At 41.0% G+C, this 23,267-nt stretch carries 21 protein-coding genes and 1 pseudogene; 13 read left to right on the forward strand and 9 right to left on the reverse strand.

The window, feature by feature from the left end; all coding sequences use genetic code 11:
• Positions 1-118 precede the first annotated feature (118 nt).
• Positions 119-1,338, forward strand: a pseudogene (locus CRI9333_RS07055) (EAL domain-containing response regulator).
• Positions 1,339-1,659: 321 nt separating this feature from the next.
• The gene (locus CRI9333_RS07060; RefSeq protein ID WP_083890046.1) at positions 1,660-2,958 is read left to right on the forward strand and encodes an IS4 family transposase; all 1,299 of its coding nucleotides are present in this window, start codon (positions 1,660-1,662) and stop codon (positions 2,956-2,958) included.
• A 286-nt stretch (positions 2,959-3,244) separates the two neighbouring features.
• Here CRI9333_RS07060 and CRI9333_RS07065 read toward each other — a convergent pair whose 3' ends face one another.
• Positions 3,245-3,451 (reverse strand): hypothetical protein, encoded by a 207-nt coding sequence (locus CRI9333_RS07065; RefSeq protein ID WP_015202478.1) that lies wholly within the window; start codon positions 3,449-3,451, stop codon positions 3,245-3,247.
• Positions 3,452-3,629: 178 nt separating this feature from the next.
• Here CRI9333_RS07065 and CRI9333_RS07070 point away from each other — a divergent pair, with 178 nt between their 5' ends.
• The 5 genes from CRI9333_RS07070 to thrB all read left to right on the forward strand — a co-directional run bounded on the left by CRI9333_RS07070 (position 3,630) and on the right by thrB (position 10,533).
• Positions 3,630-5,036: an ATP-binding protein gene (locus CRI9333_RS07070; protein ID WP_041225977.1), complete on the forward strand. Its 1,407-nt coding sequence runs from the start codon at positions 3,630-3,632 to the stop codon at positions 5,034-5,036.
• Positions 5,029-6,873 (forward strand): tetratricopeptide repeat protein, encoded by a 1,845-nt coding sequence (locus CRI9333_RS07075; RefSeq protein WP_015202480.1) that lies wholly within the window; start codon positions 5,029-5,031, stop codon positions 6,871-6,873. The genes CRI9333_RS07070 and CRI9333_RS07075 overlap by 8 nt, the downstream gene beginning before the upstream one ends.
• Before the next feature lie 270 nt (positions 6,874-7,143).
• Positions 7,144-7,698 (forward strand): general stress protein, encoded by a 555-nt coding sequence (locus CRI9333_RS07080; protein WP_015202481.1) that lies wholly within the window; start codon positions 7,144-7,146, stop codon positions 7,696-7,698.
• A gap of 106 nt (positions 7,699-7,804) precedes the next feature.
• The gene (locus CRI9333_RS07085) at positions 7,805-9,406 is read left to right on the forward strand and encodes an Hsp70 family protein (protein WP_015202482.1); all 1,602 of its coding nucleotides are present in this window, start codon (positions 7,805-7,807) and stop codon (positions 9,404-9,406) included.
• Between the two features lie 173 nt (positions 9,407-9,579).
• The gene (thrB, locus tag CRI9333_RS07090) at positions 9,580-10,533 is read left to right on the forward strand and encodes a homoserine kinase (RefSeq protein ID WP_015202483.1); all 954 of its coding nucleotides are present in this window, start codon (positions 9,580-9,582) and stop codon (positions 10,531-10,533) included.
• Between the two features lie 321 nt (positions 10,534-10,854).
• Here thrB and CRI9333_RS07095 read toward each other — a convergent pair whose 3' ends face one another.
• Together CRI9333_RS07095 and CRI9333_RS07100 are read right to left on the reverse strand one after the other, a co-directional pair.
• Complete coding sequence (locus CRI9333_RS07095) at positions 10,855-11,220, reverse strand: response regulator transcription factor (RefSeq protein ID WP_015202484.1); 366 nt, start codon at positions 11,218-11,220, stop codon at positions 10,855-10,857.
• Between the two features lie 215 nt (positions 11,221-11,435).
• A complete protein-coding gene (locus CRI9333_RS07100) occupies positions 11,436-11,804 on the reverse strand; it encodes a translation initiation factor (protein WP_015202485.1) in 369 nt (122 codons plus the stop codon).
• Between the two features lie 229 nt (positions 11,805-12,033).
• On the opposite strand from CRI9333_RS07100, the gene trpB reads away from it, so the two are divergent.
• The 6 genes from trpB (at position 12,034) to CRI9333_RS07130 (ending at position 16,314) form a co-directional block, all read left to right on the forward strand.
• Positions 12,034-13,284, forward strand: coding sequence for a tryptophan synthase subunit beta (gene trpB, locus CRI9333_RS07105; protein ID WP_015202486.1), 1,251 nt, complete (start codon positions 12,034-12,036; stop codon positions 13,282-13,284).
• Between the two features lie 187 nt (positions 13,285-13,471).
• The gene (locus CRI9333_RS07110; RefSeq protein ID WP_015202487.1) at positions 13,472-13,852 is read left to right on the forward strand and encodes a CAP domain-containing protein; all 381 of its coding nucleotides are present in this window, start codon (positions 13,472-13,474) and stop codon (positions 13,850-13,852) included.
• Positions 13,853-13,857: 5 nt separating this feature from the next.
• Positions 13,858-14,487, forward strand: a complete 630-nt coding sequence (locus CRI9333_RS07115) for a ribonuclease H-like domain-containing protein (protein ID WP_015202488.1) — start codon at positions 13,858-13,860, stop codon at positions 14,485-14,487.
• Between the two features lie 128 nt (positions 14,488-14,615).
• Entirely contained in the window at positions 14,616-14,894 is a 279-nt protein-coding gene (locus CRI9333_RS07120) for a L,D-transpeptidase (RefSeq protein WP_051035352.1), read from the forward strand.
• A 208-nt stretch (positions 14,895-15,102) separates the two neighbouring features.
• Positions 15,103-15,816 (forward strand): DUF2786 domain-containing protein, encoded by a 714-nt coding sequence (locus CRI9333_RS07125; RefSeq protein WP_015202489.1) that lies wholly within the window; start codon positions 15,103-15,105, stop codon positions 15,814-15,816.
• 258 nt (positions 15,817-16,074) lie between these two features.
• Entirely contained in the window at positions 16,075-16,314 is a 240-nt protein-coding gene (locus CRI9333_RS07130) for a hypothetical protein (RefSeq protein ID WP_015202490.1), read from the forward strand.
• Here CRI9333_RS07130 and CRI9333_RS07135 read toward each other — a convergent pair.
• The 6 genes from CRI9333_RS07135 to CRI9333_RS07160 form a co-directional block, all read right to left on the reverse strand.
• Entirely contained in the window at positions 16,269-16,910 is a 642-nt protein-coding gene (locus tag CRI9333_RS07135) for a nucleotidyltransferase family protein (protein WP_015202491.1), read from the reverse strand. The genes CRI9333_RS07130 and CRI9333_RS07135 overlap by 46 nt on opposite strands.
• Positions 16,892-18,037, reverse strand: coding sequence for an XdhC family protein (locus CRI9333_RS07140; RefSeq protein WP_015202492.1), 1,146 nt, complete (start codon positions 18,035-18,037; stop codon positions 16,892-16,894). Before CRI9333_RS07140 ends, CRI9333_RS07135 begins: the two co-directional genes overlap by 19 nt.
• Positions 18,037-20,151, reverse strand: a complete 2,115-nt coding sequence (locus tag CRI9333_RS07145; protein ID WP_015202493.1) for a xanthine dehydrogenase family protein molybdopterin-binding subunit — start codon at positions 20,149-20,151, stop codon at positions 18,037-18,039. Before CRI9333_RS07145 ends, CRI9333_RS07140 begins: the two co-directional genes overlap by 1 nt.
• A complete protein-coding gene (locus CRI9333_RS07150; protein WP_015202494.1) occupies positions 20,148-21,143 on the reverse strand; it encodes an FAD binding domain-containing protein in 996 nt (331 codons plus the stop codon). The genes CRI9333_RS07145 and CRI9333_RS07150 overlap by 4 nt, the downstream gene beginning before the upstream one ends.
• Positions 21,140-21,862: a 2Fe-2S iron-sulfur cluster-binding protein gene (locus tag CRI9333_RS07155; RefSeq protein WP_015202495.1), complete on the reverse strand. Its 723-nt coding sequence runs from the start codon at positions 21,860-21,862 to the stop codon at positions 21,140-21,142. Before CRI9333_RS07155 ends, CRI9333_RS07150 begins: the two co-directional genes overlap by 4 nt.
• A gap of 188 nt (positions 21,863-22,050) precedes the next feature.
• Entirely contained in the window at positions 22,051-23,235 is a 1,185-nt protein-coding gene (locus CRI9333_RS07160) for a family 10 glycosylhydrolase (protein ID WP_015202496.1), read from the reverse strand.
• Positions 23,236-23,267 lie beyond the last annotated feature (32 nt).

Consider the following 23,267-nt stretch of genomic DNA (forward strand, 5'->3'; position numbering starts at 1 on the left):
ATGAAGATTATAGGAAAGTAAGGGGGGTTTGCCAATGCAGGTTTTTTACATTTTCCGTAAGCAGAGGAAGTAGGACGAGTAAGAATGAAAAAATATAATTTAGTAGGTTAAGGGTTTTATGAACAAAATTTTAGTAATTGAAGACGAAGAATTAGTTAGAGAAAATATATTAGAGTTACTAGATGCAGAAGGCTTTGATACTATCAATGCTCCCAATGGTACTATCGGTGTTGAGTTGGCAACAAAACAAAAACCTGATTTAATTATTTGTGATGTGATGATGCCAGATATTGACGGTTATGGTGTCTTAAATACTCTACGTCAAAATTTAGAAACAGCAACAATTCCTTTTATTTTTTGACTGCTAAAGCAGATAAATCTGACTTTCGTAAAGGGATGAATTTAGGGGCTGATGATTATCTCACTAAACCTTATGAACCTGACGAACTGTTAGAAATAATCGCTACTCGACTGAAAAAAAAGCAAGCGATCGCCGTAGAATACAATCGCACATTAAAATCTCAATTTGTTGATAATTCTATTCAAGCAAAATTGGAATCTAGTTTGTCTTCTGCCTTAGAACTACAAGAATTCGAGATTTATTACCAACCTCAAGTTAGTCTTCAGACTGGCAAAATAATTGGTGCAGAAGCTTTATTACGTTGGTATCAACCAGAACAAGGCTTAATTTCTCCCGTAGAATTTATCCCAATAGCTGAAAAAACTGGTTTAATTATTTCTATTGGCGAATGGGTATTAAAAACTGCTTGCCAGCAAGTAAAAACATGGCAAAATTTATTTCCAAAGTTTTCTGATTTCAAAATTGCAGTAAATGTATCAGCTATTCAGTTTAATCAAAAAGATTTTACAGCTATTATTCTTGATATTTTGTCAAAAACAAATTTAGATGCTACTTGTTTAGAATTAGAATTGACTGAAACTACTATTATGAAAAATGTCAAATCAGCAATTAAAATTATGAATAATTTTAAATCATTAGGGATTTGCATCTCTATTGATGATTTTGGAATTGGATATTCTTCTTTAAGCTATGTACAAGAGTTTAATTTTGATACCTTGAAAATTGACAGAGCTTTTGTTAAAGATGTTACAAGTAATCCCAAAACGGCTGCGCTAACTCAAGCTTTAATTGGAATGGCACGCAGCCTGAATTTAAATGTAATTGCTGAAGGGGTAGAAACTGAAGAACAACTAAGATTTTTGTTAGATGAAGGCTGTGAGGCTATGCAAGGTTATTTATTTAGCCGTCCTATCCCAGCTAAAGCTTTTGAAGAGTTGTTGCAATCAAATAAATCTTTGTCTACTTCCTATATTTAATCATTTATTGAACCGCTAAAATCAAGTAATAAGGGATAATTCAGCAATTTGATCTTGCTGTTTGTGCGGATGCGATCGCACTATTAACTATAGGACATAATTTAAATTTCAGGGTACAGGCAGCAGCACGACACTCATTTATGAATGTACTTGAGTCCATTGGTGACAAGTTAAGGAAAAGAGAAAATTGTCAAGGGTGGTATTTGGCTAGGTCAAAAATCGTGAGAAACTCAGTCTAGACAAGTAGTTGAGCGATTTAGACCAGCCATGACACAAAGCCGAAAAACCAATCGAGACCATGCGAAAAAGAAACAACGACCACTGGTGGAAGACGAAGTAATAGCCAAGCAATTGGAAAAATTACTGACACCAGCCATTACAAATCAAGAAAATTACTACCGAAAATTAGGACTCAGAGAACGGATACTGAATTTACCGTTGATGATGGCGGCGGTGTTGACCTTGCTGTGGCGAGATGTGGCAGGAGTCAGAGAACTAACAAGAATGTTAGCCAGAGATGGTTTTCTGTGGTGTAGTCCCACAAAAGTTAGTCAACAAGCGGTATCACAAAGATTTTTAACATTTCCATCTGAATTATTTGAAAAAGTATTTAAAGATTTATTGCCGAGTTTAAGAGCAACTTGGCATAGTAGAAATCAACGTCCATTGCCAGAAAGTATTCAATTTACCTTGTCAAAATTTGAGAAGATTTGGATAGTAGATGGGTCAACATTGGAGGCATTGTTTAGGAAGTTAAAAAGCTTAGAAGAGACTCAAAGAGGGCAATTAGCCGGAAAAATGAGTACAGTAATTGATTTAATGACTAGATTACCTGTAGAAATTTGGTTTGAAGAAAATTCTAAAGCTTCTGATATTAAACTTGAAGAAAACATTCTAAATTTAGTAACAAAAAACACCTTGCTGTTATTGGATAGAGGGTTTTATCACTTTAATTTTTGGTTTCAATTAATTGAGAAAAAAGTAGATTTTATAACGAGAATAAAAAAAGGAGCAGCAATCAAAGTAGAACAAATATTTACCGATAGTTATGAACTGAGAGATCGGAAGATACGCTTTGGTTCTGGCACAAAGAAGACTCCATTTATTACCTTGCGTTTGATTGAAGTCAGGTCAGGAAAAACCTGGCATTCTTATTTAACCAGCGTCCTAGACCCTAATATTTTACCCCCTTATGTGGTAGCAGATTTATATCGGCGGCGGTGGCGGATTGAAGATGCTTTTAACACAGTCAAGAGGCTTTTAGGTTTAAGTTATTTATGGACGGGTTCAATCAATGGAATTAAGTTACAAATTTGGGCGACCTGGTTATTTTATGCGGTTTTAGTAGATTTAGGTGATGCCGTAGCAGATGAACTTGCTCTCCCCTTCGACGAGATTTCATTAGAAATGATTTATCGCGGTCTTTATCATTTTACTATGGCTCATCAGAAAGGTAAGGCAACAGACCCCGTTAAGTATTTTGCTGATCCCGAAAATCGAGATTTAGGTATTATCAAACAGCAACGAAACCCCAATGTTAAGTTGATTGTCGCTCCTTTTCCCAATCTTCAACGAGGGTCTGACCAGTTTTTTTTCAACAATTCTCTGAAAGCCTCTTGACAAAACAGTTACAGGCTTAACTTGTCACCAATGACTTGAGTCTAATAAATCAATCAAATTGGCTTTTTTATGAGATTAAATTAAATTTGTTAAAAAATGTTTAAAAGACTTGCCATAATTCCCCAGATATATATTGCAAAAAGGTAACAAAGGTAACTTTTTAAAGACTTAGGCAAAAAATTTAATTTACGCACCCAGAGATAGAGGTACAATCGCTTTCACTTACCTGATCAAAAAGCCGCGCCTTCTGAGTTAAGGATGCGGCTAGCTTTTAAGCTGATAAGTGCTATTTCTTAAAACTTGGCTTTTGTTTTAAAATCAGTGGGGTTAGAACCTTAAGCATTAAAGCAATAGAGCGGATTAGGATAGCTATCGCTAAAATTAATCCAGTTTCGGTATCCCAATACTGTGGCGGTATGTTGAGTGGAATATCGCTCGGTACAGCGATTATTGGTTCGCTTGTGCGGATAATCGAATCAGCTTGATTTTGCATAGTCTTCCTCCTGTTTCTGGTTTAGTTTAAGGAGAAGCTTGTTGGCCAACTTTGCTTTCCACACTTCTAAAATGACGTATTTGAATGGCTTGTACAGCCTGACATTCGCTTCACCTGTAACACTGCTAGAAAAACTGAGTCAAAATTGAAGCTAGTAAACTGCTAAATCATGGTATGTATGGCAAATTCTATTGCGGCATCTAAATCTGGGCTAGAAATTATTGACAAAGCTAGGAAAAGGAAAGGATGGAATAAAGATGCCCCTATTTGGATTGAAGCTGCTAGCGTTTCACGTCCAACTCTACAGCGATTTTGGCGAAAAGAGGCGATTCGGCAGGAAAACTTTGTTGCTATCTGTAAAGCTGTTGGAATAGAAAGCTGGGAAGAGATTGTTGATAACACTCCAACCCAGCAAGCTGCATCATATATGGAATTTATTGTCTATGATGATGCGTGGGTTGGACGAGAAACTTTGATTGAACAGTTGAGCGATAAGGTGCGCTCTTCGTCTCGTGTTTTACTATTAGTCGGCATTACAGGTATTGGTAAAACCGCTTTGGCTGAACGGCTAGTAGAAGAGCTACGGGGAAAGTGGACAGAACTCAGGGATAATTTTGAAGATGATAAAAAAGCTTCAGATTTTGCTAGTATCGCACAGCAATGGCTGGAGAAGTCAGGGGAAACTGTTCCAAACGAGGAGCGAAAACCAGAGCCACTTTTACGGCGCTTAATCAAACGCTTGCGCGAAAATCGCTATTTAATCCTCATGGATTCTCTTGAGTATCTATTGACAGGAAATGAAGAGGATGGCTGGGGTGATTTTGCTGATGAGTGGTGGGGTGAGTTTTTTATCAGTTTCTTGGCAGAATCAGATTGTCAAAGTCGATTTATTCTTACGTCTCAGGATTTGCCAACTAGGTTTGAGAAAGCGGAATGCGATCGCTATAAAAATCTCTGGTATTGCCAACTTTTGAAAGGATTAGAAGTCTCTGAACAAGTGAAGTTATTCCAAAAAGCAGAGTTAGATGGTGAGTTGGAATTAGCACATACCCCCCTGCGAATAATTGGGGAAGTTTATGATGGGCATCCCTTAGCTTTGCGGACAATCGTGGGAGAAATTAGGGGTTCTTATGGTGGAAAAGTTAGCGCTTACTGGAAAGCTAACAGTCGTTACATTGAGGAGGTAAAAAAAGCTATTGATGAGGCTCGTAACCAAGGAATAATTAGAGGAAATGAGGATAGGTGGCAGTTAGCATCATACACGACAGTCTTGCGAAGGAAAGTCAAAGAACGAATTGAGAGGACATTTGAACGATTAAAAAATGATGTGTATGATGCTTATATTTTGCTTTGTATTACCTCAATATATCGCTGCGAAGTACAAGAGAGTTGGTGGCTAAGTCATTTAGAAGATGAGGGTTACAATGAGGAGCAGCAAAAGGCTGCAATGCAAAGCCTGTGGGAAAGGTATTTAGTCGAAGATGCTGGAATTGACGATGAAGACGAGCGCTTAGTAAGGCAACATAATTTGATTCGCAGTGTGGCACTTGAACACTTAAAGCAATTGGGCGGAAATAATGAGTAACTTCATACCACCAGAAAACTCAGTTGTGTTGGTTAGCGATACACCATCTGGTGAAAAAATTGTTTTAAGTGTTGATTTAGCATCTATCAAGAATATTAATTCACGTTGGAAGCGTACTCACTCCAAAGCAGCAATAAACTGGCTCACCAAATACAAACCTAAGTCGGATGCTTCCAAATTAGAGAAGGTGCGCCAATATCTGGAGGCTTTTCATCATCTTTGTGAAGTAGAAGAATGGATAGCAGCAGGTAATATTTTCTACTTGATAACTGATACACCTGCTAAAACAGAACTGCATAATCAACTGGGTCTTTGGGGATATTATCGTGAAGTGATTGAATTAAATAAAGCACTCTTAAATAAAATTGACCCAAGACTTGACTATTTAGTTCTGAATGAGATTGGTGACACTTATCAAAAACTAGGGCAACATCAGCAAGCTCTTGAATTTTTTGAACAGGCAAGGGAGATTAATAGGGAAGTTGGCGATCGCTCATTTGAGGCTGATTCTCTACATTATATTGGCAATGTTTACTACAGTCTAGGACAAGTTCAACAGGCAATTCAGTTATATCAACAAGCATTAGAAATTACGCGAGAAATTGGAGATCGTCCTAATGAGGGTCACACTCTATGTGCTTTGGGTAACGTTTACCGTTCTTTAGGGCAAATTCAGGAGGCAATTCCACTACTGGAGCAAGCATTGGAGATTGCGCGAGAAAGTGGCGATCACTCGTTTGAAGCTATATCTCTTGTGAATCTCGGAGCAGCTTATAATTCGTTAAGTCAGTACCAGCAAGCGGTTGAATGCCATCAGCAGTCATTAGAAATTAGACGCGAAAGAGAGGATCGTTGGGGTGAAGCGAATTCTTTAGGCAACTTAGCTAATGCGTACCGCTGTTTGGGGCAAGTTCAACAAGCAATTGAACTTCATCAGAAGCGACTGGAAATTACACGAGAGATAGGCGACCGCCAAGGTGAAGCAGATTCACTTTTGGATCTAGGTGTTGCTTACCTCAATTTGGGAGAATACCAGCAAACAATTCAGTTCAATCAGCAATCGTTACAGCTTGAACAGATGATAGGAGATCACCGAGGCGAGAGTATGTCTGCGTCCAATCTCGCCGACGCTTATTACTATTTAGAAGATTACAACCGCGCAATTCAGTTTTATCAGCGAAGCTTAGAAATTACGCTAGAAATGGGCGATCACTGGAGTGAAGCTACCTATTTGCGTAAGGTGGGATTAGCTTACTTTAAGCTAGAACAAATCGAATCAGCAATTCAGTTTTATCAGCAATCGTTGGTAGTCGCTCAACAGATAGGCGATCGCAACGGTGAGGGTATGTCTGCGTACAATCTCGCCGATGCTTATTACTATTTAGGAGATTACAACCAAGCAATTCAGTTTTATCAGCAATCGTTGATAGTTGCTCAACAGATAGGCAATCGCAACGGTGAGGGAATTGCACTGGGAAATTTGGGAAATGCGTATCGTTTACTAAAAAAGCATCTCCAAGGAATTGAGTATCACCAGCAGAGTTTGACTGTTTTCCGTGAAATTAACAATCGTTTTGATGAGGGAAAAGCGCTAGGAAATTTAGGAAATGCTTACTTCTCTATAGGAGATTATCTCCAAGCAATTAATTTGCTTCAGGAGTCTTTAGCCGTTATGCAGGAACTCCAAAATTGCCAACAAGAGGAATATGCTTTAATTAATCTAGGTAAAGTTTACTGTGCTTTGGGAGATTACGATAAAGCGATCGCTTATAATCAGCAACATTTAGCTATGGTGCAAACAACCCAAGCGGAACTTGAGCATACCAATTCACTTTAAGCATGATATAAATAGCGTAAAGAAATAAAAATAGGATGCTAGGGGTGTCGTGGGTAGTTAAATATAGCAGTAGCCATATAGGTTAGGACATTTTTTATTCTGAAATCATTGGTAGAAAAGGTTTGGAAAAATAATCATAACTGATGGCTGACTGCCATAGCATACACCTCTAGATTGATGAATATTGTTAATTAAATTACAAAAATAGCAATATAAATCAAAAAAAATTGCCGTAAAATTCTGCAATTATCATCATTTAAGGGGATAAGTATGACTGTTAGCAATCAACAAATTGCAATTGGTTTATTTTTGAAGCGCAGCGAAGCTGAAAACGCACTTAATGAATTAAAAGCTTCTGGCTTTCCAATGGATAAAGTTTCTGTTATTGCTCAAGATGCCGAGGAAGGCGAACAGGTTGGCGATCAACAAATCAGCGATAAAATCGGCGATCAAGATGTTAATGCTGCAAGCGGAGTCGTTGCAGACACACTCACAGCTACCACATTGGGTAGTGTGATGCTGGGACTTGCCAGTATAGCAGTTCCAGGTGTAGGAATGATCATAGGAGCAGGTAGCGTTGGTGCAGCAATTGCTGCAACCGTTGCTAGTACCGGAGTTGCAGCCGCAGCTAGTGGTGGTTTAGTGAAAGCGATTACTGATTTAGGTGTACCCGAAGCACAAGCAAGAATTTATAGCGATCGCCTTCAAGGTAGAGAATATTTAGTAATAGTAGAAGGCACAGGCGAAGACATTAGCCGTGCTGAAACAATTGTTAATAACTACGGTATTAGCAATTGGGGTATCTATAACTCTGCACAGGCTTAAGCTATCCAGATTACTGATATTTTGCCAAAAATAACAAGGTTATTGCAAAAGATGTAGCGCAAAATGGTATTAGTTGTAATCAGCCGATACAACTGTAACTATTTGCATGGCGATCGCAATTGATTTTGGCACTAGCAACACGGTAATTACTCGCTGGAACCCTGTCACTCAGCAACCAGAAACCCTCAACTTACCTGGATTATCAGTCATTTCTGGGCAAAATCCCCCGTTAATTCCTAGTTTGGTTTATGTGGAAGATGCTACGCGAGGGGAAGTTATATTAGGTCAGACAGTGCGCGATCGCGGTTTGGATCTCAAAACTGACCCCCGATTCTTCCGCAGCTTTAAACGAGGTATTGGCGCTGATATTCAAGGATTTTTGCCAGAAATTGACGGCAGAGTAGTTACCTTTGAGCAAGCTGGGCAATGGTTTCTCACTGATTTAATCAAAAACGTTAAAACTAGCTTGCCTGATATTGGGCAGTCTTTAGTATTAACTGTTCCGGTAGATAGTTTTGAAGCTTATCGTCATTGGTTGGGTGGTGTATGCCAATCTTTACCAGTTGAACAGGTAAGGATGTTAGATGAACCGACAGCAGCAGCACTAGGTTATGGTACAACTGAGGCGGATGTGCTGTTGGTGGTAGATTTTGGAGGCGGTACGCTGGATTTATCTTTAGTGCAGTTATCTAAAGATATCCAAGCGGGGAAAAAACCTTTAGGGTTTATTCTTAAATGGGGTCAAAATTCATTAGCAGAAAATTCAGCACAAAGACCTAAAACGGCGCGTGTACTTGCGAAAGCAGGACAAAATTTAGGTGGGACAGATATTGATAACTGGTTAGTAGATTATTTTGCGACAACACAAGGATTAACAGCCACACCTTTAACTACTCGATTAGCAGAAAGGTTGAAGATTCAGTTATCTTTGCAAACTGCGGCGAGTGAAGTTTACTTTAATGATGAAACATTTGAAAGTTACGAATTAGAACTAACGCGCGATCGCTTTGAAACTATTCTGAAAGAAAATGAATTCTTTGATCGCCTCGATGAAGCAATGACTCAAGTATTGCAACAAGGACGTAGACAGGGAATAGAAGCTTCAAATATTGATGCTGTCTTATTAGTTGGCGGTACTGTGCAAATACCAGCAGTGCAAACGTGGGTACAGCAGTATTTTGATAGTAGCAAAATTCGTCAATCGAAACCCTTTGAAGCGATCGCTCAAGGTGCATTGCAACTAACTCAAGGGGTTGAACTCAAAGACTTTCTCTATCACAGCTATGGTATCCGCTACTGGGATAGACGGAATAATTGCCATAATTGGCATCCAATCATTAAAACTGGACAGTCTTACCCGATGAGTGATGCCATAGAAATCATGCTAGGGGCATCAATAGAAAATCAACCTAGTGTTGAATTAATTATTGGGGAATTGGGAGCAGAAACAGGCGGTACAGAAGTATACTTTGATGGCGATCGCTTAATTACTCGTAACTTGAGGAGTGGTCAAACATCGGTACAACCACTAAATGACCGCGAAGGCGCACGTAGTATTGCTCAACTCACCCCACCAGGATATCCAGGTAGCGATCGTATTAAAGTGCAATTTCAAGTAGATGCACAACGTTCTTTACGAATTACCGTTGAAGATTTATTAACTCATCAAACACTATTAGAAAATCAGCTAGTTGCTCAACTCAGTTAACAATTATCAATGACCTATAAACAGAACCTATTTATCTGTGTAGCCTGTGGCACGGCTACGCCTACATCTGTGGTAAATTCAAAGTCCCCCTTTTTAAGGGGGATTTAGGGGGATCTCTGCGTAAGCTGCGATCGTACAAAATCCCTCACTTATATCCCCTTTATTATTGACAAATGCCTGCTACTCCTACTACTATAACCGTCACTGTCCCCGCCACAACTGCTAATCTTGGCGCTGGTTTTGATTGCATCGGAGCAGCTTTAACGCTGTACAATCAATTTAAATTTTCTCTACTTCCTGAGCAAGCAACATTTGAAATTATTGTCAGTGGTGTAGAAGCTGACAGAGTTAATACCGGATCTGATAATTTGGCTTATCAATCTTTTCTCAACTTGTATCAGCATTTAGGTAAAACTCCCCCACCTGTAAAAATTGAGATTGAATTGGGTGTACCTCTTGCAAGAGGTTTGGGTAGTTCCGCGACAGCTATTGTCGGTGGGTTAGTTGGTGCTAATGTGTTAGCTGGATCGCCGTTAAGTCAAAATGAGGTGATGCAATGTGCGATCGCACTTGAAGGACATCCTGATAATGTTGTCCCTGCTTTATTAGGGGGTTGTCGTTTAGCAGCTACAGGTTTAAACCAAGCGTCAAAACCCGAAGAAAATTTAACTAATTGGGAAATTTGTGATATTCCCTGGCATAGTGATGTTGTGCCAGTTGTAGCTATTCCAGATTTTGAACTTTCAACCGCAGAAGCGCGGCGAGTATTACCAAGTGAGTATAGTCGTGCTGATGCTATTTTTAATACCGCGCATCTAGGTTTATTATTACGCGCTTTAGAAACAGGGCGCAAAAATTGGTTGCAAGCCTCACTGCAAGATAGGATTCATCAACCTTACCGCCAAGCCTTGATTCCAGGTTATGATGCAGTATATTCGGCTGCGATCGCAACTGGTGCTTATGGCATGGTAATTAGTGGTGCAGGACCAACTTTATTAGCTTTAGTAGATAAATCTCTTAGCGCCGCAGTTGTCACAGCAATGACAGATGCGTGGCAACAACATGGCATCAAAGCTGATGTGAAAGCCTTGCAAATTGATACGAAAGGCGCTGCTATCAGCAGTTAATCTTTAGTGCGGGCAAGATGTCCGCACTATTTATATTATTTAGCTATAAAATATTCTCAAAGCCAATGTTTCGTAGTGGTTTCAGAATATAAAACCGAAAGAATTAAAAATTCACATTTTATATTTAGTTAAATTAGCTTATTTAAAGACAAATAAGTTGTTGTTAATTGCCAATTTTAAAAATGTTTTAGTACAAAAGTCTTTTCGGTTTAATTTACGAGTAAATTAAACACTATTGCTTTAAAGAATATATATCCAGCAATTATGCTTGTAATTTTAATAAACGTTACTTACTATTATGAATGAATTATCAACTAAATCCTACCTTCTAAGTAGTTGTTTGACAGTTCCTAATAATTCTTTAGGGTGAAAAGGTTTTGAAATGTAGGCATCTGCACCTTGTTTCATACCCCAGTAACGATCAAACTCTTCTCCCTTAGCAGAACACATGACTACAGGTACATTCTGGGTTTGAGGATCAGATTTAATTCGACGGCAGAATTCATAGCCGTTCATCCGGGGCATCACAATGTCCAGAAGTACTAAATCAGGGTTATTTCCCTGCATTTGTTCTAATGCTTCGACTCCATCTTTGGCAACTGTAACAGTGAGTCCTTTCTCTTGAAGAAGCTCTGAAATCATTGCCCTTTGTGTTGCACTGTCTTCTACAACTAAAACTGTACTCATAAATACCATCCTTAAGACGTGATAAATAACAGAGCAGGAAAAGGGTATTAAGAAAAATTTATTTTATTTGTATTTAATCTACCCTATTTTCCTGATTTTATTATCACTCTGAGGAAGATTTACGCAAGATCGCGGTTGACATCCATATTATGTTTTGCTAATAGGGCGAACTATAACCAAAGGCACTGCCTATAAATTCTGATCAAAAGTCGGAATCAGCCGCCACTGACTTTAGCTTTATAACCTAAGCTAATTAAAAATTGGGCAATTTTTTGAGTATGATCGCCCTGAATTTCAATTTCATTATCTTTGATAGTGCCACCAGCACCGCATTGAGATTTTAGCTGCTTCAGCAAAGCTTCGAGATTTTCTTCTTTTAGCTGCAAATTGTTAATTACTGTAACTGTTTTCCCCTTGCGTCCTTTGCGTGAAGCTTGCACTCTAGGATTTTGTTGTGCGGGGGGTATTTCTATACTTGGTCTTTCTACAGCAGAAGAGTTATCATCGCTGCCAAATTCACGATAAATCATCCGATTTGCAGGGGATGATTGGGAGTCAGAGGACTTTCGCTTCTGTGAGGACATAAGGATATTTGGCGATCGCATACAGACTTCTTTTCTAAGATATAGCAGTAGGGGCGGGTTGACAGATCAACTTATATTCACATTTTGAATTGTCATAAACCCGCCCAGACGCACTTTTTGGTGCAAAGGGTTCCTACAAGTGGTGCTGGCGTAATAACTAAATCCTTAATCCTGACTTCTGAATTCTTCTCTATAATTAAGGCTATTCAGTCATAAAGAGCGATCGCCAGTGACCACAACTCCCATTTATCCTACTTCCCAACAAAATACCGACACATCTACCCAGCAACCTGACACTCTCGGAAGGTTTGGACGCTTTGGCGGTAAGTATGTCCCAGAAACATTAATGCCTGCTCTTAGTGAGCTAGAAGCTGCGTTTCAACAATACCGCAAAGATCCCGATTTTCAACAAGAATTACAGCAACTATTGCGGGATTATGTTGGCAGACCTAGCCCTTTATACTTCGCTGAACGTCTGACGGCTCATTATGCTAGACCAGACGGTACAGGAGCGCAAATATATTTAAAACGAGAAGACCTTAATCATACAGGCGCTCATAAAATTAATAACGCTTTGGCGCAAGTATTGCTGGCAAAGCGGATGGGTAAAAAACGTATTATTGCTGAAACTGGTGCAGGTCAGCATGGTGTAGCTACCGCAACGGTATGTGCAAGGTTTGGGTTACAGTGCGTCATTTATATGGGCGTACATGATATGGAACGTCAAGCACTGAATGTATTTCGGATGCGCTTGATGGGCGCTGAAGTGCGCGGAGTAGCAGCAGGTACAGGAACATTAAAGGATGCTACTTCCGAAGCTATTAGAGATTGGGTAACAAATGTAGAAAATACTCACTACATTTTAGGTTCAGTTGCTGGTCCTCACCCCTACCCAATGTTAGTACGTGATTTCCATACCATTATCGGTGAAGAAACTCGCGTTCAAGCACAAGAAAAATGGGGCGGTTTACCGGATATTCTCTTAGCTTGTGTGGGCGGTGGCTCAAATGCGATGGGATTGTTCTATGAGTTTGTAAAAGAGCCAACTGTACGACTAATTGGTATTGAAGCTGCTGGCGAAGGTGTTGATACAAACAAACACGCGGCAACTTTAACTAAGGGAAGAGTTGGTGTATTGCATGGCGCAATGAGTTATTTGTTGCAAGATGAGGATGGTCAGGTAGTTGAGCCGCATTCTATTAGTGCTGGGTTAGATTATCCTGGTGTTGGTCCTGAACATAGTTATTTAAAAGATATTGCTAGGGCTGAGTATTTTAGTGTGACCGATAATGATGCTGTAGCAGCCTTTCAAAGGCTTTCCCAGTTAGAGGGAATTATTCCAGCACTAGAAACATCTCATGCGATCGCATATCTAGAAACTCTCTGTCCGACTCTTACAGGTAGCCCCCGTATTGTGATCAATTGTTCGGGACGTGGGGATAAAGATGTGCATACAGTAGCTAAGTTATTAGGACAGTAAATAGCGAGTTTTCCTTAGTAACTACTAATTTACGGACTTAAGCAGAACAACACGCGGGCAAGATGCCCGCACTACTTATGTTTTCAAAGTAAGTTAATTTACCATATATGTAGTGTGACCATCTTGGTCACGCTTTTTTCTGCGTAAGCTCTGGTTAAAAACAACAAATTCTACTTCCCTCAAAGCTTTGGAACAGTCTATTAACGAGCAAATAAATCAATATCGCCAGTCTCGCAACTTACCGCCTTTGACTTTGGACTCTCGCATCAGCGAACAAGCAAGGGCGCATAGTCAGGCGATGGCGAATGATAGTGTTCCTTTTAGCCATGAGGGATTTGATCAACGAGTAAAAGCGATCGCACGTTCAATACGTTATGGTGCTGCTGCTGAAAATATTGCTTACAACCAAGGTTATAGTGATCCAGGAGAGCAAGCAGTTCAAGGTTGGATTAAAAGTCCTGGTCATCAAAAAAACATGGTAGGGGACTATGATTTAACTGGGATTGGTGTTGCTAAAAATGCCAATGGTGAGTATTACTTTACTCAAATTTTTATTAAACGTCGGTGATAAGCATGGATTTTGCAGATTTTCAGGTGTGCGATCGCGATCTTTCTGATGATATGTTGTCTCAGTATATGCAGGCTGAGGCGATAGCTGTTGATACAGAAACAATGGGATTATTACCTTGGCGCGATCGCTTATGTTTAGTGCAATTATGCGACGATCAAGATCGAGTTAGCGTTGTGCGTATAGCTAAAGGGCAAACAGCAGCACCAAACTTAAAAAAGCTATTTGAAGCTACTAATATTGTCAAAGTATTTCACTTTGCGCGTTTTGATGTTGCCATGTTGCGCCATCATCTTGATATTTATGTCAACCCCATTTTCTGCACTAAAATTGGCAGTAAATTAGCTAGAACTTATGCGCCACGTCACGGACTTAAAGAAGTTGTGCAAGAATTAGCGCGAGTAGAACTTGATAAAACTGCTCAAAGTTCCGACTGGGGAAACGCTGCCAATTTATCTGAACAACAACTTAGATATGCAGCTAACGATGTGCGCTATTTATTAAGTGTGCGACAGACATTAATAGATATGCTCAAGCGTGAGGAGAGATGGGAACTCGCGCAAGAATGTTTTCACTGTTTGCCTACAATAGTTTCCCTTGATTTGCTGCAATATCAAGATGTATTTGCACACTAAAAAACTTTTCCAAAACTAATTAATCAGCAGTTCTGATAATTTATTTGTTAATCAAATAATAAGCCAGTAATGCTTTATTTAGTGGTTTCGTTACTGACCCACAAGGGTTAGCTAAATTATACAAGAATATGATTAGCCTAGATTTTGATGGCAATGGCAGTCCAGATAGAGCCTATGGTGATGGATATATCGGACTGACATCAAATACAGTTATTACTGGCCCAAAGATGAGTACGTTTCAAGGAAAACCCTATTGGTTTTCTATAGCACTTCATGGTACTCCGCAACCTAAAAATATTGGTCAAGCCAACTCTGGTGGCTGCGTTCATCTCGATGCGAAATCATTGCAACAATTAATTGAGAAGGGGTGGATAAAACTTGGTACGAGTGTCAAAATTATTGATTAGGAAAAGAAAAAATGAGGTAGGTATTAGGGTAAGTATAAAATATGAGATTAGGTGATCTGCGATCGCGTAGCGACTCCGCAGGAGTATCGCGCAAGCGCACTCGGTGTCAGTTAGCGTAGCGACTCCGCAGGATTATGGCAGATGCCCTTAGCTCTGAGAACCGCGTTTTGTGTAAAATTATACGTAATATTAAATTTTATTACGAGAAATGATAGATAAAAGTATTATTGAAAAAATCAATAAGCTCTTAGCACTAGCAAATTCATCTAACGAAAACGAGGCAGCGGTAGCTGCTCAAAAAGCCTCATTGTTACTAACACAGTACAATTTAAGTTTAGCTGATTTAGGCAGTGATGACTTAACTGATATTACTGAATTAGTGGTTGAAACCACTACCAGATTTATTAGTTGGAAAATGTTGCTGTTGGGTGGTATTGCTGAAGCAAATGCTTGTCAAGCATTCCGAAATAATTATAATGGCAATATGAGATTGATTGGTAGTCATGCCAGCTTAATAGTTTGCCAAAATATGTATGAATACTTAAGCAAAACAATTGAGCGACGTGTTAAGTATCGTCAGGGGAGAGGACGCGCTTACCTCAATGCTTTTCGTGTCGGATGTGCTACCAGATTAAGCCAAAGGCTAGCAGAACAAAGAGCCGAAATTGAAAATAATGGCATTGCTGGTAATAGTGAAACACCACAAACCTCAGCTATTGTAGTACGTTCCATGTTTGAAAAAAGTGAGGCAGCCGTTGCCGAATATTTAAAACTGCAAGGGTTTAGAATCAAAACTAAATCGGCTCAACTCAGTAGTGAGTCAGGATTTAATTCTGGCTATGAAGCAGGAGATCAAATTAGCTTGAATAAACAAATTTCAAGGGGTGACCACATGAAAAGATTGCCAAATGCTCTGAGGTAATTTTTGGAAACTTAAGTTCAAATAAAGATTCGATAAAATTGGTAGAATTGGCGATAAATTATAGAAATATTGCTCGCTAATTGAGCCTAAAGAAATTTTAATATAATAGGATTGATGGCTGGAGAAAATAAAAGAATAATCACATCTCAAATTCAACAGTAATTTCTTTTTCAAAAATATGGAAATTCGACAGAAGTTGGTACTTGGTGGCTAGTAGATTATGTTAACGGTAACTTGTCATTACCTTCGACAGGAGAAATGTATCAAAAAATTGCTGCTGAATTAGATTGGATGAAAACTCGGTTCCCTACAGTAATTTATGGTAGCAATTGTATAGCTACGTTTTTTTTGCGTCATATTGAGCAGTTAATTAAAGATATGGACACCAATCATCAACTAAAAATTTGGAAAGGTATTTCCCAGGTAATGATGCCTGTTGATATATCTAATTTTCATAAAGTTCGGGAGGAATTAAAGTTGCTCAGAACGCAGAAATAGGGCTTTTCCGTATTGTGGAGTTGTTCGTAGTCTGCGGGTGTATCAAGGTCAAATGCCACTTCTGGGGCGGGAACTCTGATCGTATCTTGAGCAAAGCGTTTAATCAGCTTTCTCGCACCAGCATCGCCACTAAGCGCCATTAGATGGGAAAAAAGAGTGCGATCAAACAAGCACGGAACGCCCAAAACACTGTTGTATTCTGAAGCAACAATTAACGAATTAGCTTGACGGTAGTTCTCGACCAATTGATTAATTAGTTGAGTAGAAGCAAAGGGCTGATCGCAAACCATCAATACCACAGCTTTAAGATAGGGATTTTCAGCCGCAAGGACTTCTATACCTGTACGGATGGAACTGCTCATCCCTTCAGCGAAAGAACAATTTTTGATTGTTCGGATATTAAAAGATGTTAGCTTGGGCTGAATGCTTTCCGCATTTGCCCCTAATACTACGATAATTGGGTGGCAGACAGAAGCGATCGCCTGCTCAACTACATACTTAATTAAAGTCCGTCCTCGATAGGGAAGCAATTGCTTGGGCGTACCCATGCGAGTAGAAGCACCTGCGGCTAAAATTACTAAACCAATGTCAGACATGGTTCTGTCTCACCGTGAATAGAACCTTGTCGAAATCGTAGATGATTGCCTTCTCGTTGAGCTAGCACAGCTTGAATTTCCGCCACAACAGAAAGCGCAATTTCTGCTGCGGTTTCCGCGCCGATATCTAAACCAACTGGCGCATAAAGGCGTTGCAGTTGATTTTTAGAGGGAATAAATCCCTCTTTTCGTAAGTCCTCTAATAGTTGCTGACTGCGAGGTTTAGCACCAAGTAATCCTAAATAGCGAACTGGTGATGGTAAGAGAGTTTGCAACAGCATTTGATCTGACAGATAGTTGTGTGTTAGGACTACAGCCACCATCTGCGGATTAAGATTTAGCTTGGTTGACAATTCCTCTGGATGGCAAACAATAATTTCATCAGCGTCAGGAAAGCGATCGCGCGTGGCATAAGCTGGTCTACGATCAATCACTGTAACGTGCCAGCCAAGTTGTTTCGCCAGTTGCACAATTGGAACTGCATCGTAACCCGCACCAAAGACAAGCAATGGTACGGGAGGACGAATCACTTCTATTAGTACGTCAACTGAGCCATGATCTAATGAGTAAGAAACTACCTTTGTTTTACCCTCAGTTAATACCCCGTAAGCATCATGTTGCAGATATGCAGCTAATTGGCGATCGCCAATTTCACTCTTTACCGTACCGTCAGAATGCAAATACAATCTAGAAGCGATACTAGCAGCAACTTCTCCTTTAATATCAAAGACCGTAGCAACTACCCCTGGTTGATGATAGCGAAAGCACTCTGCAATAAATTCAAGCTGGTTTTGAGCAGAGCCACAATGGAGAGATTCAATTAGCACCTGTACTGTACCATTGCAACCCATTCCTAGCCCCCAGACTAAATCGTTGCTGGCAGTTGTATCGTACTCTACAAGAATTGGCTCTCCATTGTGCAGGATTAAAGGTTGCGATCGTTCCACAATATCGCTTTCCAGACAGCCGCCACTAATTGCACCCACCATTTGACCGGATTCAGTAATTAACATACGTGCGCCTGGTCTGCGGTAGACGGAACCGCTAGTTTTGACGACTGTTGCGATCGCTGATCTTGAGTGTTTAATTTGCTCAAAGGTTTTGAGGATATCTTGTAACTCTTTCATTAGACAATTAATTTGTCTGGAGTAAGGGGTAGATTGCGAATCCGCTTGCCAGTCGCGTGATAAACTGCATTGGCGATCGCGGCTGAAACTCCCGTAATCCCGATTTCACCCACCCCACGAACACCTGCGGAGTTAAAGTTCAAATCTGGTTCCCCAACAAACGCCACATCAATTCGGGGAATATCGGCATGAGAGGGATAGTGGTAGGTAGCTAAGTCATAAACTACGGGATAACCAATATTTGGATCAAAAAGGCATTCTTCCATCAAAGCTTGCCCAATTCCCATAATTACAGCACCGCGCACCTGAGAAGCTGCGGTTTTGCTGTTTATGACTCGTCCGATGTCCATCACTGATACCCAGCGTGTAACCCGCAAGCGTCCGATTTCTTCATCCACAGTTACCTCACAGAAATGCGCTCCCCAAGACTGGAAAGCCCATTTTTTCGCTCCACCACTAGGGGCAGAAGTAGCTGTTGCTTCAAACGCGGCTCGTCCAGATTGCTTTAAAGCCGCACAAGCTTCAGTAGCAGAGGTACAGTTAGCTGCTTTGAGTACTTCCTGACAAGCCTTAATTACTGCTGGGGCGATAGTTGCAGTCATCTGAGAACCGCCTGCAATACCGCCGTCTGGTAGCTGGGAATCGCCCATCTCGACACGCACCTTTTCTACAGGCACTCCTAGTGTCTCTGCTGCTACTCCGGCGACCATAGTATATGCCCCTGTCCCCATATCATTACCAGCAGTAAGGACGTGGACTGTATCATCTGGTAACAAACGTACTTTAACAGTTGCCACACCTTGCATCCCAGGGAAGGTAGCACCCGCCATTCCCCAACCTACAAGTTTCCCGTCACGGCGGAGCGATCTGACCTTTATTTGTCTGTCTTGCCAGCCAAATCGTTCTGCGCCAACTTTCAAGCAATCAGCATAATGTTTCGCTGAAAACGGTAGCTTCTTGCGCTGGTGTTCTTGAGTTTCGTTTTTGAGGCGCAGTTCTACTGGGTCTATTTTTAGTGACCAGGCTAGTTCGTCCATTGCCGATTCCAATGCCCACATTCCTGGATTTTCTCCAGGCGCACGCATGAATGTCGGCGTACCCACGTTCATTACCCCAAGTTCCTGATTTAATCGCAGGTTTGGGGCAGAGTACATAGCTGGCGTGATGCCCGTACAAGGTTCTGTGAAAGCTTCCACTGGCGATGTAAAGGATTTAGCATCGTGAGCGATCGCCATTAGTTTGCCATCTGCCTCTGCTGCTAAACTGATTGTTTGCTCTGTTTCGGAGCGATGTCCAGCATTAGCCGTCATCTGGCGACGGCTGAGAACTACCTTAACAGGGCGTTGAAGTTGACGTGCTGCCGCCGCACACAGAACCCCATGAGGCCAGGGGAAGGCTTTGGAGCCGAAACCACCACCCAGGTAGGGAGTAATGATGCGTACCCGCTCAGATGGAAGTCCGAAGAGTTCGGCGTATGTACGTTGAGAACCCATTACCCATTGAGTTGGTTCGTAAATTGTTACTGCATCCGAGCCTTGCCACTGAGCAATAATGGCATGAGGTTCCATCGGCGCGTGTAATTCTGTAGAAGTTGTATAAGTAGCCTCAATCTTAGCTGCGGCGTTGCTTATACTTGCGACATTCCCCTTTTCAAACTTAAACCCTTCGCCGAACATTGAGGGAGCTTTCTTGAAGGTAGCCTTCTGGGATTCAACTATGGGCGATCGCGTTTCATACTCTACTTTAACTAGGTGTGCAGCGTGTTTGGCTCGCTCAAAGGTATCTGCAACCACCAAGCCAATAATTTGCCCGCCATAGTGAACTTGATCGTCCGACAATGGCAAACGCGCCTCATAGATTTTTGAGGTAATAAAGTTATTCGATGGCTTAAATATCTTAGGAGGGTTTTTGTGTGTGAAAACCGCAGTTACGCCTTGAGCTTTTTCTGCAAAGCTAGTGTCGATGCTTTTAATTCGACCATTGGCAATACTGGCAGTAACAAGATAACCATGCAGTAGTCCGGGAATCTGATGTTCGGCGGCGTAGGTGGCTGTACCTGTGACTTTTGCTCGTCCGTCCTTGCGGTTAACGCCACTACCTATTACTTTAGTCATGCTACACCTCCTCCCTTTGCAGATACCATGAGCGATCGCTTAATTGCCCGTTTTGCTAATTCAACTTTGAATTTGTTGTGTTGCAGTGGCTTGGCTGCTTGCAAAGCAATTTCTGCTGCTTGCTCAAATGTGGCAGCATTAGCAGTTTTACCAATTAAAAATTGCTCTACTTCTTGAACCCGCCAAGGTTTGTGAGCCACACCACCCATTGCTAACCGCGCATCCTTAATTTTTTCTCCCGCCAAATCAACCGCAGCCGCTACCGAAATCAGTGCAAAGGAATATGAAGCTCTATCCCTTAACTTGAGATAAACACCAGATTTGGCAAACGGTAAAGACGGTAACAAAATGGCAGTAATCAGTTCTCCTGGTTCCAAATTAGTATCCCGTTCAGGTGTGTCACCAGGAAGACGATGAAAATCTACAAACGGAATTTGGCGTTTCCCCTTTGGTTGTGCTACTTCCACAACCGCATCCAAAGCTGCTAGGGCAACAGACATATCGGAGGGATGAACAGCAATACAGCGATCGCTTGTTCCTAATATGGCGTGGGTGCGGTTAATACCAGTTAAGGCAGGACAACCGCTATTTGGCTCCCGCTTATTACAGGCAAAGGCTGTGTCGTAGTAATAGGGGCAACGAGTGCGTTGCAGCATATTACCCCCAACAGTCGCCATGTTACGAATTTGTTGCGAGGCTCCCGACAGAATAGCGCGTACTAACATCGGATAGTTGCGCCGCACTTCGGCATGGTCGGCTAATGCTGTATTACTTACTAATGAGCCAATTCGTAAACCACCGCCAGCTATGGGTTCGATCCGCTTCATTTCTAAGCGAGAAATATCAATAAGCTGTGATGGCTCATCCAGAAAAACTTTCAGGCGATCAACTAAGTTAGTGCCACCCCCAATAAATGTGGCATTTTTATCTGTAGATGCTCGTTGAACGGCATCTTGAACGGAAGTAGCGCGACTGTAGGAGAAGTTATTCATACTGGCATCTCCTTAACTAATATATCGGCAGCAGCCGAAGGTGGTGTTTGTCCTGCTACCTGCTGTACGGCGGCGACGATGCCATTGTATGCGCTGCACCGACAGAGATTGCCACTTAATCGCTCCTTAATTTCAGCCTCAGATATTTGGGTAAGCTGTGGTGGGCGATCGAGATTTGGAGTAATTGCGCTGGCACTTCCCCGTTTAACTTCATCCAAAAGAGCAACCGTTGCACAAATTTGTCCTGGTGTACAATAGCCGCACTGAAAGCCATCATTATCTATAAATGCCGCTTGGACTGGATGAAGAACATCACCCTTAGCGAGTCCTTCAACAGTAACAATCTCCTTGCCTTCTTGCATCACTGCTAATGCCAGACAGGAGTAGACTCTTTGCCCATCTACTAGCACCGTACAAGCGCCACACTGCCCGTGATCGCAACCTTTTTTGCTGCCTGTCAGTTCCAGGCGTTCCCGTAAAGTATCCAGCAGGGTTACTCGTGGTTCGATATTGAGCGATCGCTTTTTACCATTAACGTTTAATGTGAGAGCGATCGCGCCTGACGCAGCAGATTGAGCGACCTTTTCCCCCTCTTCCTTAGCTGCTGTTGCCTGCTCAATTAATGTGGGGGCAGCTATAGCTGTTCCTGCTGCGGTTAAGGCTTGTCCCAAAAAACTGCGTCGGGACGTTTTTTTCCGCTTTTCTTCATTGTGTTGCATTAGAATCTCTGAAAATTACCGTAATACTTTCTGCATTAATTGGACTGGTATCTAAAATTTTTAGATATATTTATCGCTATATTGTTCTATTGTGCTAAAAATTTAACACTTTTGCTTTAATTTTTCCACTTTTACGTCTCATCCGCCCCTATCTATAACCAAAGCTGGAAAAAAAAAGTTATGACATCTTAGTTATTGTTTGTGATCAAGCTGTTTAACTGAGAAGCTGTTTCTTCTGGTTTTCCCGACAGAGGAAAAACTAAAATGCTCTTGATAGCAGAATCATCAACTAATTCTTTTAAGTGATGGAATTGTCGTTCGCTAATGGCTATTCCAGCATAGTTTTTGGCATAATTTAATTCTGGCTTAAAATTAGCTTCATTATAAGCTTGAATAAACACTCGATCAACCTGCCATTTTTGCCAATCTGCTGCAAAATATCGTTTAGCCCAATAAGGGTTATGATGACAAATATCAAAACTTACTGAAGAATTAGCTTGTTTCATTGCTGTTATCATTGGCTGCACAAAGTTAGTTAACGATTTGGTACGATCAACTTTGCCAGGTAATTCAGCATAATAACCGAGATAATCATCCCATTGAACTGCATCAATCTTGGGATACTTTTGGACGAACTCTACTAAGATATTTTTAAAAAAACTAGCTACTTCAGGAATCTCTACATCAAGTACATACTGCTCAATGCCTACATAAGTTTTATCCACGCCAGGAACTAGCCATTTTTGAGAAATTGCTAAATCATAAATAGGACTATTTTTGTCGATTTTAATCCCCTTCTCGAAATAAGCGTGAACTTGCATCCCTTGTTGGTGTGCCTCATCAATCAACCAATCTAACCATCTGTCTTGAAACTGGTTGGGACAACTGCTATAACCCAGAGTTTGCTGCATAACGTCGCTCTTGTACATCGTACAACCATTGCCCCAAACCCCATGAATAATTGTATTAATTCCTTGAGAGCGATAGTAACGAACTCTTGCACGAATTGTTTGTTCGTCGGCATTATTGGTGACTTGGTAGCGACTTAAATAAATTCCTCTAATTACTTTTTTCTCCCAGGGCGTTGGAGGTAATGGTTTCTTTTGGGGACTGATTGTTTCTGTTGATGCTGACTGATTATTAGGAGTAGGATCGTTCCTGCTTGATAAAGAGGGCGTAGGGGATGAAAAAATTGTTGGGATCTGATTTACTTTCGGAATAGTTATTTCTTGAATCTTAGATAAAAGGTGGCTGATGTCTTGATTTCCTTTCTGGCTAAACCACCAATAAGCACCCCCTAAGATAGCTAGTATTAGTGAGAACGGAATACTTGAGCATCCACATCCATTTGGCTTTTTATTTTGAGAGGACATAGTTCATTTGCAGCAGTCTACACATCATAACT

Origin of the sequence: Crinalium epipsammum PCC 9333, assembly GCF_000317495.1 — a bacterium.
Lineage (GTDB): Bacteria > Cyanobacteriota > Cyanobacteriia > Cyanobacteriales > PCC-9333 > Crinalium > Crinalium epipsammum.